Origin of the sequence: Gibbsiella quercinecans (genome assembly GCF_002291425.1) — a bacterium.
Lineage (GTDB): Bacteria > Pseudomonadota > Gammaproteobacteria > Enterobacterales > Enterobacteriaceae > Gibbsiella > Gibbsiella quercinecans.
Genome location: NZ_CP014136.1, coordinates 3,277,119 through 3,290,900, shown reverse-complemented (window position 1 = coordinate 3,290,900; position 13,782 = coordinate 3,277,119). Strand labels below are relative to the sequence as shown.

Sequence of the window (13,782 nt, the reverse complement as noted above, 5' to 3'; positions counted from 1 at the left end):
ATAGAGGGAGTTGACCGGTAAGCCAGCTCAAACTAACAATACATCGCGTGCGCTCTGGCGCTGCGTTAGTCATATGTAGCGTACTGTATCCCATTCTGTATCACATTGGCAAATCCGCCCGACCTCTTCTTCTTCCGATATCACTTACTGAGTAATCGCTATTTTCAGTACATATCTTCATTGCCACTTGATCGCTTTTATCGATCGATAATAAAATATTGATCGTTTTTATCGATCATATTGACATTTGAGAACACCGGGGATAAATCCCTGCATTTTATGTAAAAGGAAGTATAATGAGAAAAATCATAGTATTGACTCTGGGGCTTTTGACCATTTCATTCAATGTGCTGTCAGATGACGGTTCTCCCGAGATGAAGGCAGAAGCGAAAGCTCTAATTCAGGCAGCGGATTACCAATGTGAAAAAGTGAATGGAGTTTACCCTGCCCACTTTAGCAACTCGTTTACTGTGTTCTGCGATGATGTCTACGAGTACACCATCAAAGATCGTGGCGGTCGCTGGGTTGTCGAAGTAAACGATTGAGGCGTGAATATGGCAATGAAAAAATGCCGGGAATGTGGGCATAGTGTTTCGAGCAGTGCGAAGAAATGTCCCTCTTGTGGAGTAAAGGAACCTTACATCTCACCGTTCAAAGGCATACTTTTTTTAGTGGCGATAGGGTGGGCTACGTGGGTAGTTTTTATTGAAGACAAGTCGTCTGACAGTAGTTCAAGTAGCTCGTATCATTCGAATGACATCGCCAGTAGTCGCACGCCAACAAGTGCACCATTCGTATCTCCGGATGTTGCCAGGCTAAAGAAGGCTGCGCCCGTCAATTTGGCACCGGCGGACACTCGTCCTTTTTCAGCTTCTCAGGTCTGTAAGGCGGCGATCGGCGGGATGCTCGGACGTGAGGTTAGCATTATCAACGCTGCGAAGACGAATACCGCAGGCGTGTTTGCCATTTCATATCGTCGTCCGTCGGACAATCAGCGATTTACATTTGACTGTAAACTATCAGATGACCACGTGATATGGCGGGAATCAGGGCAGTATTCTAATCGTTGGAGCGGAACAGGCAACGTAGAGTCCAATGTGGTATTCACCGTCAAAGGTTCCAGTCTTACCATCACTGAATTGCACGCTGCCGCTGACGACGTATCATACAAATATACACTGAAAGACTTCCACTAAAAATGGTGTTTGGGGTAGTAGCTTGCTATCCCAACCCCCCCGTACCCCCAACGGATTTACCGAGCCTCTAACGCCTATGACTGGCGGGAACAAAATATCCCTGAGAACTTGGTGATCTGTTAGACAGACACTCGCCCCTCTCGCAATTTTTCATGGATGAAAAGCATGAAACTTTATATGCAACTTGTAATGACTCAACGTTTTCCGAGCAGTACAACACCAATATCATCCAGACTTACAGTGGTAGATAATCCAGCATCCTTTCTCATAGCAGCAGCCATAGCTATAAAGGCACGTCGCTGTTCTTCAGTTCCCATTGATGCACCTAACTTTTCAAATTCAGCAAAAGAATGCACGACCTTATCAGCCCCGTAAAGGCAAATTCTGGCCTTGGCATCAGCAACTATGGTAAATGCTTCAGTCAGTTTTTCACGTGCTTGCTTGGGATCTTCAATTCTGGAAACTTGTGCCTGTTCGCACACTCCTTTCAAATAATCCATATAGGCTTTAGTTTTCATTTCTCGCTGCGCTCTAATCTGTTCGATATGGCGCGTAAAGAGATATTGAAGGCTGGCACCTACAATAGCGGCTGCGATAGCTAAATACGGTGTCAATGCTGCTAACATTTGTATTCCTTACTGTGTCAGGGGATACTTAATCAATATTGTAACACTCGCTTTGATTGTAACCGTAAACTACCCGTCCCAACCTATATTACACACCGTTCCCTGCTAAAATTTGCGCTGACCGGGAAATATTTCAATGTCGCCTACGGCGATCTGTCTGACTGATCATTACAGACTAATACCTCAACTCGCGTAATTCTCAAATATCTGGCGGTATTGGCCTATTGTCTGAGTCTCTAGCGGGAATCCGGTCTGGTTTAGGTATACCTAAAGAGGTACTGGTTTATTGAACCAGTCAGGCAGGGGAAAACATTTATTGAACCACTCTTAATAGACTGTTATTATTGAACCACTAAAAACAGACTATTAAGGTACACCGCCATGACATCGCGTGTTTATGCTTACCTCAGAGCCTCCACCAAAGAGCAGGACGCATCACGCGCCAGAGAGCAGCTTGATGAGTTTGCTAATTCTAAAGGTATGACTATTGCCACCTATTTCACAGAGAACGAGTCGGGAGCGTCTTTACAGCGTCCTGAATTGTTCCGGTTGCTGGATATCGCACAGAAGGATGACGTATTGCTGGTGGAGCAGGTAGACCGCCTGAGCCGCTTAAAGGCGGACGACTGGCAGGTATTGCGGCAGACCATCAGCAGCAAGGGGATCAGGGTTGTAGCGTTAGACCTACCGACCAGCCACCAGCTAATCCAGTCCGGCGATGAGTTTACTAATCGAATGCTGGAAGCATTGAACGGGATGATGCTGGATATGCTCGCCGCCATTGCGCGTAAGGATTACACCGACCGTAAGCGCCGTCAGTCTCAGGGGATCAGCAAGGCAAAGGCGGCAGGTAAGTTTAAAGGCCGCCCGGAAGACGCCCAGCGCAACGAGAAGATCGCCAGACTGCTGAAAGCAGGTATGTCGTACACCGATATCATGGGAACGGTGAACTGTTCCCGTGCGACGGTTGCCAAAGTGAGCAAGAGTCTGAAAGAGACCGGCATCACGGGCTAACCCGCCTTCCACAATCCAGAGTGCCGACCTGAGACGGTCGGGTGTATTGAGATCCTCGCCATGTGCGGGGATTTTTTTGTTTTAAGAAGGGTTATTCACGCATTTAATCTGGGAAAACCGGCGTCATGTAGATTGCTGCGGGCATTGCTGTGCCTGCTGGCGACAAATTTGTCATGGGAATATGCTTTGTAGCAATTTTTCGTGTGAGTAAGGCTGGCCCGGTGGAGTCGAACCCGGTTAAGCATTGGCCTTTATTCTCAGCTTTGAGGCCGAAAACATTCGCTGCCCGTCCCCAGTGGAATATTTTCCACGCGCCTTAGCCAAGTATGAGACCCGCTCAACCAGTTCTACCAGCGATGAGTGATCTTCACGGCTTATAGTGTACGAGTCATCACATAGGTGTGACGCGACCAGCCTGGGTTGTCAGTTCACTCCAGAGTGTGCTTATCAGTCCGAATGTACCCTCATTGCCGAATCCGGCAGCTCTGACCTGAAAGTGCGGCAAGGCGAGCCAGCAGTGGTAATGAACCTGTTTTGCCTTCTCTTTTTCCCTAACCCAACCGTATGCAAATTTCTTGATCGGCTGTCCATTCCAGCGCTTGGCGGTAAACTTGCCACGCAATCGGGTAAACAAGTCGCTGATTAATTTGTTGCTCTCTGATACGGGCATTCCTGCCGGGACTGACAGGTCGAACCGGAAGGCGAATACTTTGCTGTAATGGGACTGCATCGCGCAGATCTGGGTAATGAAGGTGTCCATTATCTCCTGGCGGATCGGCGCGTGACGCTTGCTGTCAGGTTTGAAATTCAGGTTGTATTCTTTGTTGTTGAAGGTGTAGCTATCTGAGTGGATAAGATGATATCTGCCGTTGTCATAATGGCGGGTTACTGCATGAGTCAATGTTCCTCCAGTTGATGGTTGGTATGTACAGGTATTAATAAAAACCAGTACGTTTATCGAATGGGTAAAATCGTCCTATGCCGCGCCACTACTGACGCGGAGATATACTTATTGCCAGATTTTTTACTCAGAAAAGTTTCGGCTAGACAGGTAAGGATTTATATCTGTCTGGGTTGGCTTCCCGGATTTTGCGAGCGGCGGCGATAGCCTTTTCCAGCGCGTCCGGGTCGAGATGTGCGGGCGCTGGTGGCCCGCTTTTTATCCTGGTAACTTTCATACGGTCGCCCCGGTCAGGAGCATCTCTTTGAGGCGCTGCCGCATATCGGCCTGTTCTGCTGAGACTGCCTCCTCTGCACGGCGCAGTGCCTCGTTGGCGGCGTCCTGCACCAGCTTATCAACCTCGCGTTCCAACGCGGCGGCGAGTTCGTTGTGGTAGCTATTTTCGACCTGGTGCTTGAGGTCAGCAATTTCCTTTTCCACCAACATCTCTGGCTTGCGAAGCGTGATACTCATATTCCCCGTACCGGCAACGTAAACGGATTGGGGAATGCCGATATCATATCGCCACCCTTCCAGAATCCGTTCCTGTAGCTGCTGCATTGCCAGGGGCGCGGGCGCGTTGAGCCGTTGGGTTGTGCTGGTGGCTGTATAGCGTTGAACGGCGGTATCAATACGCGCGGCCAGCGCGGCGGCGTCGGGTTTAAAACGTTCTGCTGCCTCAGTCATAAACGCCTGTAAATCGCTGTCAGCAGCGGTCTGAGCGGTCTTCTTTGTCATTGGGTATCCTCTGTAATCGGTTTAAAAAAGGGCATAGCGGCCTGCTGGCGCTCCCTGGTGAGCGTCATTTGATGTGACCGTTAGTGCGGCCATCTCGTCAGTGTTTGTGTGGTGTGTGTCCGGTTGCTGTTCCGGTGTGGTGCTGCCAGGGGGTCAGGCGTATTCGCCGTAAAAACTCTGCCCGCACGCCGAGCAATGCTGGGGAGTATCCGGGAGGAACCGGAACCAACGCGTAACAGCGGCTCGACTAAACGTCACTCCGGCCAGGTGGTTGATCTCCAGCGCGGTGAGCGCCCTGTATGTCGTAGAAAGCGGCAGGCCAACGCAGCGGCTTACTGTTTCGGCTGGCACTGGTACATCTGCGATATTCAGATAGTGGAGAACGTTAATTCGCGGGGTCGTTGCGCGTAGGTCAACGGAATTTAAAACTGTTGCCAGATTAAGGCGTTCGGCGTCAGTGGGAGGTACGAAAGCGGCTGGCAGTGATGTTACATTCAAGGTGTCCTCTGTTTTGTCTAATTTATTGGCCTATAATGATTTTATCACAAAAGGCACAAATTGAGAATATTTTCATTTGCATTAATGTTGTTTTTGTGATTTACCATCCCGCTCATTGCCAGTTGATGGCGTCGGCGATAGGTAGCAGGTCAGTCACGGTAAAGCTGTTCAGGTGAGTATAGCCCTGAGTCTGTCCTATGTTTGATAGTTCATGACCGACGAACCGCTGAACGAGCGGCGTAATATGCTTTTTACTAACTGCTGTAATGAAAGTATGTCTCAGGGAATGGATCACCCGGCGCTCTTTAAAATCATTCAGGTAAGGAATTTCCAAATCGTCACGGATGCCATGAAAAACCTTGGACAGTTGGTTAGCGTAGGTGATCTCAGGGAAGATTTTTTCCTGCTTCCGCCGGCCTTCCAGATAGGTCAGAAATCCCATATCCAAAATACACTTGGACAAAGGCACCCGCCGTATTCCGGCATCAGTCTTGCTTTGCCCAATCATGATGTAATGGCGATTTGAATCCTCGTCTAACCGAACATCCCCAACCGTCAAGGAAGTAATTTCACTCCGACGTGCGCCGGTGTAGGCCAGCAGGAGTAATGACCATTTTTTCCAACCGTCTAACGTCATAAAATGCGACACTAACCTACGCATTTCCGCCAGGCTATAGTCGCCATAACGGGTGCTGTTCGCCTCATAACGAACATTGTTAGTCGGTGAAGCGGGAAGTACGTTCTGATCACCGGTTAGGTAAGTAGAGAACAGCCCCTGACAGATCTTCAGATAGTCTTTAACTGTTTTGGACGAGATCAAATCCCCACTCGGGATATCATCAAGCTCGATAAGCTGCCTGGCGGTTTTCCCCTTATAGGCGGTCTTGTTTTGCCGTGGTAGCCCTTCCACGACTTCAAGAAGGTTTTTGATATCACGCCGCGTAATCTTCGTTACTGGCGTATCAGTCCCCAGCACTTCTTTAATGATTTCCAGATATTTTTCGTTGTTCTGCCGGATCTTGGGTTTCCAGTCAGATTTAAACTTCAAGAATCCCTCTATCGCTTGCGCTAACGTCAACTCGGGCGTTTCTGGTTCACTGTACGCCGAGGCGGAAATGGTTGGCGCGACAGGTACAGCAACTGGTTTCATGGCGCTGAGAATTTGCCGGTATCCGGAGATATCCCGATCGAGAAAAGCGAGGTGGGCTTCCTGAGATTGATGGAGAAGGACACTGTATTTTGACGCGGCGTCCGCGATCGCTTTCTCCATACCGGCGATGTCAAAGGCCGTCGCCAAGGCTTTCTTGAAATAGACCTCTGTCGCGGACTCATCACCGTTGAAGAAGGTATTCTCATAGTAGTTCTTGAAGAATGAGGCTGAGCCATGTTTCATCGGAACCGGCGTCGGCGTCGTTTCCCCCTCCAACACCTCGAGCCGTACATCAGCCGGGATTGACTCTACATAGTCGTAAATTTCCGCGTTCAGCCCGGTTACAAACTCATCGATATCATGCTGGGTCAGTTTCTTCATTCTCAAAACAATCCGTTGAAGACGTTCGCGATTTATCCTACCAAGTTTCAGTAACGAAATGTAAGGCTCAAGGCGCGAAACCATAAACCGACCGCGCCGGGGGCTGTCTGTTCCCAGCGAACACCGAAAGAAACGGTCATTTTGCAACCTGATATGGAGGTAGTAAATCCCATTGCGCCGGGCGGTATAAGGGAGGGAACAACCGTCGGCGTGTCTCAAACTGTATCCCACTTTGTATCCCATTTAGCTCAGGACGCAGTAGAAACACACCAACGCATTGTTTTATAAAGGAGTGGAGTTGACCGGTAAGCCGGGTTCTGTCGTGGACAGTCATTCCTCTAGGCCAGCAATCGCTCACTGGCTCAAGCAGCCTACCCGGGTTCAGTACGGGCCGTACCATGTGAACCCCTATTTGGCCTTGCTCCGGGTGGAGTTTACCGTGCCACGAACTGTTGCCAGCCGCGCGGTGCGCTCTTACCGCACCCTTTCACCCTTACCTGATCCCGCTTGCGCGGGCCATCGGCGGTTTGCTCTCTGTTGCACTAGTCGTGGGCTTGCGCCCCCCAGGCGTTACCTGGCACCCTGCCCTATGGAGCCCGGACTTTCCTCCCCTCCACCTGTCTCCCCCAAAGGGACGGCAGTGAAGCGGCGACTGTCTGGTCAACTCCGGCGCGGATTATAGGCGGTTTACCGCGGCTTGTATACCTGCCGCTACCGCATTGTGGCCGTCTGCCGATTAATTATCCGGCTGCTGCGCTAACGCGTGCTTATATAAGGCGTTTTTCTTCACGCCGTGGATCTCGGCCGCCAGTTGGGCCGCCTTCTTCAGCGGCAACTCCTGCTGCAACAGCGCCAGCGTGCGCAGCGCCTCCGGCGGCAGTTGATCTTCCGCCGCCTTGTGGCCTTCAACAATCAGCACCATCTCGCCGCGGCGGCGCATTTCATCTTCCTGCACCCAGGCCAGCAGTTCCCCCACCGGCGCGCCGTGGATCGACTCCCAGGTTTTGGTCAGCTCACGCGCCAGCACCACGTAGCGTTCTGGCCCCCAGACGGTGACCATGTCCTGTAAACTTTCCAGCAGGCGATGGGTGGATTCATAGAAAATCAGGGTACGAGGTTCCTCTGCCAGCGCCAGCAGAGTATCCTTGCGCCCCTTGGTCTTCGCCGGCAGGAAACCTTCATAGCAGAAGCGATCGGAAGGCACCCCGGCGGCGCACAGTGCGGTTGTCGCCGCGCAGGCACCCGGCAGCGGCACCACGCGCACGCCGGCCTCGCGGCAGCGCCGCACCAGGTGATAACCAGGATCGTTAATCAGCGGCGTGCCGGCATCGGAAACCAGCGCAATGCTCTGGCCCTGCTGCAGCTTGGCCAGTAACTGATCCGCCTTTTGTTGTTCATTATGATCGTGCAGGGCAAACAACCGCGCGTTAATCGCGAAGTGTTGCAGCAACAAACCGGTGTGGCGCGTATCTTCCGCCGCAATCAGATCAACGCTTTTCAGCACCTCTAATGCACGATGGGTGATATCCCCCAGATTGCCGATGGGCGTGGGCACCACGTACAGCGTTGATGCAGAAATGACTGATTGTTGGTGTTGATTCATTGTTTCATCCGGATTGCCGATTTAATATTGAGCATCTTGAAAAAAACATCACTGGATACAGTATGCTTTCATCAACATTCGTTCGTACCAAAGCAGGGCGTTTTGTGCCTGTTATCGTGGCAGCCTTCTTACTGGCCGGCTGCCCGGGCCAGGCCCCGCAGTCGCCGCCCGCCAATATCCAGGACGCCGCGAGCGCCAGCTCTGATTATTATCTGCAACAGCTGCAGCAAAGCAGTGATGATAACAAGGCTGACTGGCAATTACTCGCGATTCGCGCATTGTTACGCGAAGGCAAACTGCCCCAGGCCAACGCGCAATTGGGCGCATTGCCACAAAATCTTAGCGCCTCACAGCAAACCGAACGCCAGTTGCTGACCGCCGAAATGCAGTTGGCCAATAAAGATCAGGCCGCCGCTATCGCCACACTGGGCGGCATCGACAGCAGTAAGTTATCCCCCAACCAGCGCGTGCGTTTTTATCAAGCGCAGATTGCCGCCAACCAGGGTAAAGCCTCGCTGCCGCTGATCCGTGCCTATATCGCGCAGGAACCGCTGCTGGCCGACAAAGCCCACCAGGACAACCTGGATCAAACCTGGCAGGCGCTGCTGGGGCTAAGCACGCAAGAGATGAACAGCCTGGTGATCAATGCTGACGAAAACGTGCTGCAAGGCTGGCTGGATCTGCTGCACGTCTATCAGGACAACCGGCAGGATCCGGATCTGCTGAAGGCCGCCATCAAAGACTGGCAAAACCGCTATCCGCAAAACCCGGCGGCGAAAAGCCTGCCGACCGCGTTAACCCAGGCGATGAACTTCTCGCAGGCATCAACGGCGAAAATCGCCCTGCTGCTGCCGCTGAACGGCCAGGCCAAAGTGTTTGCCGACGCCATTCAGCAAGGGTTTGAAGACGGGAAAAACGGCGTGGCCCTTTCTGCGCCGGCCCAAGCGCAACCGCAGCCGGCGGCAACCCCGCAGGCGGCGCCGGGCAGTACGGCCGATGCCAATGCCGACGGCGCGGTGAGCCCTTCTGCGCCGGCGGTGGATAACGCCTCCGCGCCGGTGGCACAACTGGCCGCCGCCACAGCGCCAATCACGCCGCCGCAGGCCGCCAATGCCCAGGTGAAAGTGTACGACACCACCAGCCAGCCGCTGCCTGCCTTGCTGGCACAGGCGCAGCAAGACGGCGCCACGCTGGTCGTCGGGCCGCTGCTGAAAAACGAAGTCGATCAGATTTCCACCGCCGCCACCAGCCTGAACGTCTTAGCGCTGAATCAGCCGGAAACGCCGAAAGACGCGCCGAACATCTGCTACTTTGCCCTGGCGCCGGAAGACGAAGCGCGCGACGCTGCCCACCACATCTGGGAACAGCAAAAACGCCAGCCTCTGCTGCTGGTGCCGAACGGCACATTCGGCGATCGGGTTGCCAACGCCTTTGCACAAGAGTGGCAGGCGCTGGGCGGCCAGAGCGTATTAAAACAAAGCATTGGTTCCACCAGCGATCTGCGCCAGATGGTCAACAGCGGCGGGATCCGCATGACCGGCACGCCAGTGACCACCAGCGCGCCAGCGGCGCAGTCGGTGACCATTGCCGGGCTGACTATCCCAGCGCCGCCGAGCGAAGCGCCAACCACGGACGGCAACGTTGACGCCGTGTATATCGTCGCCAGCCAGGCGCAGTTGACCCTGATTAAACCGATGATCGACATGACCACGTCATCACGCAGCAAACCGGCGATGTATGCCAGCTCCCGCAGCTACCAGGCCGGCGCAGGCCCGGACTTCCGCCTGGAAATGGAAGGGCTGCAGTTCAGCGATATTCCGCTATTGGCTGGTGCCAACCCGCAGGCATTGCAGCAGGCCAGTGCGAAATTCCACAGCGACTATTCGCTGGTTCGTTTGTACGCCATGGGCATAGATGCCTGGACATTGGCCAATCACTTTGCTGAAATGCGCCAGTTGCCGGGGTTCCAGGTTTCTGGCACTACCGGCGTGTTGACCTCTTCGCCGAACTGCGTCATCAACAGGAAACTCCCTTGGCTGCAATACCGTCAGGGAATGGTCGTTCCGGTCTCCTGAGCCAACGCGCCAAGGGGGCGGGCTATGAATTACAGGCCCGCCGCTATCTGGAACGCGCCGGGCTCACCTTCATCGCCGCCAACGTGGCGCTGCGTGGCGGTGAGCTCGATCTCATTATGCGTGATGGGCAAACCTGGGTCTTCGTTGAAGTGCGTTACCGCCGCAATGCCGCATTTGGCGGCGCGGCCGCCAGCGTGACCTATCGCAAGCAACAGCGCTTGCTGCACGCCGCCGCCGTTTGGCTGGCAGGGCGCGGAGCCAGTTTTGACACATCAGCTTGCCGTTTTGATGTATTGGCCTTCACCGGTAACCAGTTAGAATGGATACCCAATGCCTTCAATGCGGATTAATACCGGTGCCGGTTGGCCCTTTGAACTCGTGGATTAAAACAACGTGCTGGATAGAATCAAAGTCTGTTTTACCGAAAGCATCCAAACCCAGATAGCGGCAGCGGAAGCGCTGCCGGATGCCATCTCCCGCGCGGCGATGACGCTGGTTCAATCGTTGCTCAATGGCAATAAAATCCTGTGCTGCGGCAACGGCACCTCGGCGGCCAACGCCCAGCATTTTGCCGCCAGCATGATCAACCGTTTTGAAACCGAACGCCCCAGCCTGCCGGCTATTGCGCTCAACGCCGACAACGTGGTGCTGACCGCCATCGCCAACGATCGGCTGCACGATGAAATCTACGCCAAGCAGGTTCGGGCGCTGGGCCATGCCGGCGACGTGCTGCTGGCAATTTCCACCCGCGGCAACAGCCGTGATATTGTGAAGGCGGTCGAAGCCGCGGTAACGCGCGATATGACTATCGTTGCACTTACCGGTTACGACGGCGGAGAGTTGGCGGGGTTGCTCGGCCAACAGGATGTTGAAATCCGTATCCCGTCACACCGGAGTTCACGTATTCAGGAAATGCATATGCTAACCGTGAACTGCCTGTGTGATTTGATAGATAACACGTTGTTTCCTCACCAGGACGATTAAGGAACTGAGATGAAGCTTAAAGCCACATTTGCAGTGCTGTTCAGCGCCCTGCTGTTACAAGGTTGTGTCGGCGCAGTTGTCGTCGGCAGCGCCGCCGTTGCCACCAAAACCGCGACCGATCCCCGCAGCATCGGCACGCAGGTCGATGATGGTACGCTGGAAGCGCGGGTTGAAAACGCACTGAGTAAGGACGAACAACTGAAGAAAGATGCCCGAGTGGTCGCCACCGCCTATAAGGGCAAGGTGCTGTTGACCGGGCAGGCGCCGACGACGGATCTTTCAAGCCGTGCGAAACAGATCGCCATGGGGGTTGATGGCGCAACCGAAGTGTATAACGAGATCCGCCAGGGCACGCCGGTTAGCCTGAGCACCGCATCGTCAGATACCTGGATCACCACGAAGGTTCGTTCACAGTTGCTGACCAGCGACACGGTGAAATCTTCCAACGTGAAGGTGACGACCGAGAATGGCGAAGTGTTCTTGCTGGGCCTAGTTACGCAGCAGGAAGGGCAGTCCGCGGCCCAGATCGCCAGCCAGGTGAGCGGCGTGAAGCATGTCACGACTGCGTTTACCTATGTGAAATAGCCCTCACCCCAACCCTCTCCCGCAGGGAGAGGGAGCAGTCCGAAGCCGTCTTTACAGTAAGTGACTCACTCTCGTCTTCTGTTAGTTCATAGACAAAAGTTCAATAATATCAATAGTCGATCTTCGCAGGGAGAGGGAGCAGCCGGAAGTCGTCTTTACAGTAAGAGACTCAATCTCGCCCTCTGGTAGTTCATAGACAAAAGTTCACTAATATCAATAGTCGATCTTCGCAGGGAGAGGGAGCAGCCGGAAGCCGTCTTTACAGTAAGTGATTCACTCTCGCCCTCTGGTAGTTCATAGACAAAAGCTCGCTAGCATCAACAACTGAGCTTCATTGGGATGGGGAGAGTGCCTTATCAGGACGTGTTTAACGGGTCAATCCAGTTTGTTTTCCTTTAAGAACCCTTCGCCGCCTAGTTGCCGCATCTGGCGCAGTATCCACTGCTGGCGTTGGATCACGTAGCCTGAAGGCGCCGCGGCGTTAAAGCGGTGCGGGTTGGGCAAGACCGCCGCTAGCAGCGCGGCTTCCGAGGCGGTAAGGCGCTTGGCCGGTTTGTGGAAAAAACGCTGTGACGCCGCTTCCACGCCGAACACGCCGTTGCCCAGCTCAATGATATTCAGGTATACCGTCAGGATCCGCCGCTTGGTCCATACCAGCTCAATACCGCTGGTGACGCCCGCTTCAAGCCCTTTGCGCAGCCAACTGCGGCCGTCCCACAGGAAAAGGTTTTTTGCCGTCTGCTGCGACAGCGTTGAAGCGCCGCGAATACGCGCCAGCCGGCGTTCGTTATGGCTAAACGCCTTTTCAATCGCTTCGATATCAAACCCCCAGTGGTCGGGGAATTTTTGATCTTCAGCGGCGATCACCGCCAGCGCCATGTAAGGTGAAATGTCATCCATCGGCACCCAGTCGGAATGGGCGACATAGCTGAAATCACCGCGCAGCCAGGCGCTCACCTGCCGCTCAACCATCACAGCGGAAAACGGCACCGGCAGGAAGGCGAAAAGCACGATCCCGACCAGCCACAGGCCGACAACGGCGATAACGCCGCGCTTCAACCAGCTCAAAGCGCGCGTAACCAGGCCACGAGAAGAGTTACGCATTCGCCAGTTCCACTATCCGCGCGACCAGCTTATCCACCCCTTGCGCCACTTCGCCAATGGATTGGGCCAGCATATAAGCCGGCGTTGTCACCACGTTATTCTCATTATCAATGACAATATCACCCACCGGGCAAGTCACCGGCACACCGCCCATGGCGTCAATCACCTCACCCAGATCGGGATCGTTACCTATGGTTAAGCGCACCGGCCGATCGAGCAACTTCGGCAACAGCACCGGGGCGATGCATATCAGCCCAATTGGTTTATTCAACTTATGCATTTTTTGCACGAGCTTTGCCAAATCGGGATCGACATGACATTCTTCTGCCGCACTGGCAAAAGTGCTGAGATTGTTCGCCGCACCGAAACCACCGGGAACGATCACCGCGTCCAAAAACGCGGCATCGGCCTGGGCCAGCGGTTGGATTTTGCCCCTGGCGATACGGGCCGATTCCACCAGCACATTACGCACTTCCGGCATAGCCTCACCAGATACATGATTAATAACAATATGTTGCGGCTTATCGGGCGCAAAACACACCGCCTGCGCCCCGGCCCGATCCAATGCCAGCAAGGTTAATACCGCTTCGTGGATCTCCGAACCGTCATAAACACCACATCCACTGAGTACCACTCCAACCTGTTTCATGCCCCATTCTCCCCATCAAGACCGGTGCCTGGCGCGCCAGTTAAATTTACAAATGCCAATCCACATCACACATTTTAATGAATCAACTTACAACAAGACTTACATTTACCCCGCCGTTAGCGGTATGATGGTAGCCAACTTATAGTGGCTTGCGAGATGAAAATAGAAAAAACAACTACGCAGGTTAATGATTTCCCTGGTGTTGGCGCAATATTCGCGCACCCCGGCTTAGGCCGGGG

14 protein-coding genes and 1 other RNA gene are annotated in these 13,782 nt (G+C 53.7%); 7 read left to right on the top strand and 8 right to left on the bottom strand.

Going from position 1 to position 13,782, the window contains the following annotated elements; genetic code table 11:
- Positions 1 to 296: 296 nt before the first annotated feature.
- Both ACN28Q_RS15265 and ACN28Q_RS15260 read left to right on the top strand, forming a co-directional pair.
- A complete protein-coding gene (locus ACN28Q_RS15265) occupies positions 297 to 545 on the top strand; it encodes a hypothetical protein (protein WP_095847122.1) in 249 nt (82 codons plus the stop codon).
- Positions 546 to 554: 9 nt separating this feature from the next.
- On the top strand, positions 555 to 1,196 hold the full coding sequence (locus ACN28Q_RS15260; RefSeq protein WP_230469500.1) for a zinc ribbon domain-containing protein: 642 nt from the start codon (positions 555 to 557) through the stop codon (positions 1,194 to 1,196).
- A 194-nt stretch (positions 1,197 to 1,390) separates the two neighbouring features.
- On the opposite strand, the gene ACN28Q_RS15255 is transcribed toward ACN28Q_RS15260, so the two are convergent.
- Positions 1,391 to 1,822, bottom strand: coding sequence for a hypothetical protein (locus ACN28Q_RS15255; protein ID WP_095847120.1), 432 nt, complete (start codon positions 1,820 to 1,822; stop codon positions 1,391 to 1,393).
- Between the two features lie 381 nt (positions 1,823 to 2,203).
- Between ACN28Q_RS15255 and ACN28Q_RS15250 the strand changes: the two genes are divergently transcribed.
- A complete protein-coding gene (locus ACN28Q_RS15250; RefSeq protein WP_095847119.1) occupies positions 2,204 to 2,836 on the top strand; it encodes a recombinase family protein in 633 nt (210 codons plus the stop codon).
- 391 nt (positions 2,837 to 3,227) lie between these two features.
- Here ACN28Q_RS15250 and ACN28Q_RS15245 read toward each other — a convergent pair whose 3' ends face one another.
- The 5 genes from ACN28Q_RS15245 to rsmI all read right to left on the bottom strand — a co-directional run bounded on the left by ACN28Q_RS15245 (position 3,228) and on the right by rsmI (position 8,146).
- A complete protein-coding gene (locus tag ACN28Q_RS15245) occupies positions 3,228 to 3,737 on the bottom strand; it encodes a YagK/YfjJ domain-containing protein (RefSeq protein WP_230469499.1) in 510 nt (169 codons plus the stop codon).
- Positions 3,738 to 4,010: 273 nt separating this feature from the next.
- Positions 4,011 to 4,514, bottom strand: coding sequence for a hypothetical protein (locus tag ACN28Q_RS15240; protein ID WP_095847118.1), 504 nt, complete (start codon positions 4,512 to 4,514; stop codon positions 4,011 to 4,013).
- Positions 4,515 to 5,124: 610 nt separating this feature from the next.
- Positions 5,125 to 6,543, bottom strand: a complete 1,419-nt coding sequence (locus tag ACN28Q_RS15235; protein WP_095849042.1) for a tyrosine-type recombinase/integrase — start codon at positions 6,541 to 6,543, stop codon at positions 5,125 to 5,127.
- 290 nt (positions 6,544 to 6,833) lie between these two features.
- Positions 6,834 to 7,211, bottom strand: an RNA gene (gene rnpB / locus ACN28Q_RS15230) — RNase P RNA component class A.
- A 68-nt stretch (positions 7,212 to 7,279) separates the two neighbouring features.
- On the bottom strand, positions 7,280 to 8,146 hold the full coding sequence (gene rsmI / locus ACN28Q_RS15225) for a 16S rRNA (cytidine(1402)-2'-O)-methyltransferase (RefSeq protein WP_095847117.1): 867 nt from the start codon (positions 8,144 to 8,146) through the stop codon (positions 7,280 to 7,282).
- Between the two features lie 62 nt (positions 8,147 to 8,208).
- On the opposite strand from rsmI, the gene ACN28Q_RS15220 reads away from it, so the two are divergent.
- From ACN28Q_RS15220 to dolP, 4 genes are read left to right on the top strand one after another with little or no spacing between them, the layout of a single operon-like run.
- Positions 8,209 to 10,221 carry a penicillin-binding protein activator gene (locus tag ACN28Q_RS15220; RefSeq protein ID WP_095847116.1) on the top strand — a complete coding sequence of 671 codons (2,013 nt, stop codon included), beginning with the start codon at positions 8,209 to 8,211 and terminating at the stop codon, positions 10,219 to 10,221.
- On the top strand, positions 10,218 to 10,571 hold the full coding sequence (locus ACN28Q_RS15215) for a YraN family protein (protein ID WP_183096598.1): 354 nt from the start codon (positions 10,218 to 10,220) through the stop codon (positions 10,569 to 10,571). Before ACN28Q_RS15220 ends, ACN28Q_RS15215 begins: the two co-directional genes overlap by 4 nt.
- Positions 10,572 to 10,614: 43 nt before the next feature.
- Complete coding sequence (diaA, locus tag ACN28Q_RS15210; protein ID WP_095847114.1) at positions 10,615 to 11,205, top strand: DnaA initiator-associating protein DiaA; 591 nt, start codon at positions 10,615 to 10,617, stop codon at positions 11,203 to 11,205.
- Between the two features lie 9 nt (positions 11,206 to 11,214).
- On the top strand, positions 11,215 to 11,790 hold the full coding sequence (gene dolP / locus ACN28Q_RS15205; RefSeq protein WP_095847113.1) for a division/outer membrane stress-associated lipid-binding lipoprotein: 576 nt from the start codon (positions 11,215 to 11,217) through the stop codon (positions 11,788 to 11,790).
- Between the two features lie 375 nt (positions 11,791 to 12,165).
- Here dolP and mtgA read toward each other — a convergent pair whose 3' ends face one another.
- Together mtgA and elbB are read right to left on the bottom strand one after the other, a co-directional pair.
- Entirely contained in the window at positions 12,166 to 12,894 is a 729-nt protein-coding gene (gene mtgA / locus ACN28Q_RS15200) for a monofunctional biosynthetic peptidoglycan transglycosylase (RefSeq protein WP_095847112.1), read from the bottom strand.
- Positions 12,887 to 13,543, bottom strand: a complete 657-nt coding sequence (gene elbB / locus ACN28Q_RS15195; protein WP_095847111.1) for an isoprenoid biosynthesis glyoxalase ElbB — start codon at positions 13,541 to 13,543, stop codon at positions 12,887 to 12,889. The genes mtgA and elbB overlap by 8 nt, the downstream gene beginning before the upstream one ends.
- Positions 13,544 to 13,782: the final 239 nt, after the last annotated feature.

Bases quoted from the DNA above. Each gene is read 5' to 3' on its own strand.
- ACN28Q_RS15265 (WP_095847122.1), top strand. From the start codon at position 297: ATGAGAAAAATCATAGTATTGACTCTGGGGCTTTTGACCATTTCATTC.
- ACN28Q_RS15260 (WP_230469500.1), top strand. From the start codon at position 555: ATGGCAATGAAAAAATGCCGGGAATGTGGGCATAGTGTTTCGAGCAGT.
- ACN28Q_RS15255 (WP_095847120.1), bottom strand. From the start codon at position 1,822: ATGTTAGCAGCATTGACACCGTATTTAGCTATCGCAGCCGCTATTGTA.
- ACN28Q_RS15250 (WP_095847119.1), top strand. From the start codon at position 2,204: ATGACATCGCGTGTTTATGCTTACCTCAGAGCCTCCACCAAAGAGCAG.
- ACN28Q_RS15240 (WP_095847118.1), bottom strand. From the start codon at position 4,514: ATGACAAAGAAGACCGCTCAGACCGCTGCTGACAGCGATTTACAGGCG.
- ACN28Q_RS15235 (WP_095849042.1), bottom strand. From the start codon at position 6,543: ATGAAGAAACTGACCCAGCATGATATCGATGAGTTTGTAACCGGGCTG.
- rsmI (WP_095847117.1), bottom strand. From the start codon at position 8,146: ATGAATCAACACCAACAATCAGTCATTTCTGCATCAACGCTGTACGTG.
- ACN28Q_RS15220 (WP_095847116.1), top strand. From the start codon at position 8,209: ATGCTTTCATCAACATTCGTTCGTACCAAAGCAGGGCGTTTTGTGCCT.
- dolP (WP_095847113.1), top strand. From the start codon at position 11,215: ATGAAGCTTAAAGCCACATTTGCAGTGCTGTTCAGCGCCCTGCTGTTA.
- mtgA (WP_095847112.1), bottom strand. From the start codon at position 12,894: ATGCGTAACTCTTCTCGTGGCCTGGTTACGCGCGCTTTGAGCTGGTTG.
- elbB (WP_095847111.1), bottom strand. From the start codon at position 13,543: ATGAAACAGGTTGGAGTGGTACTCAGTGGATGTGGTGTTTATGACGGT.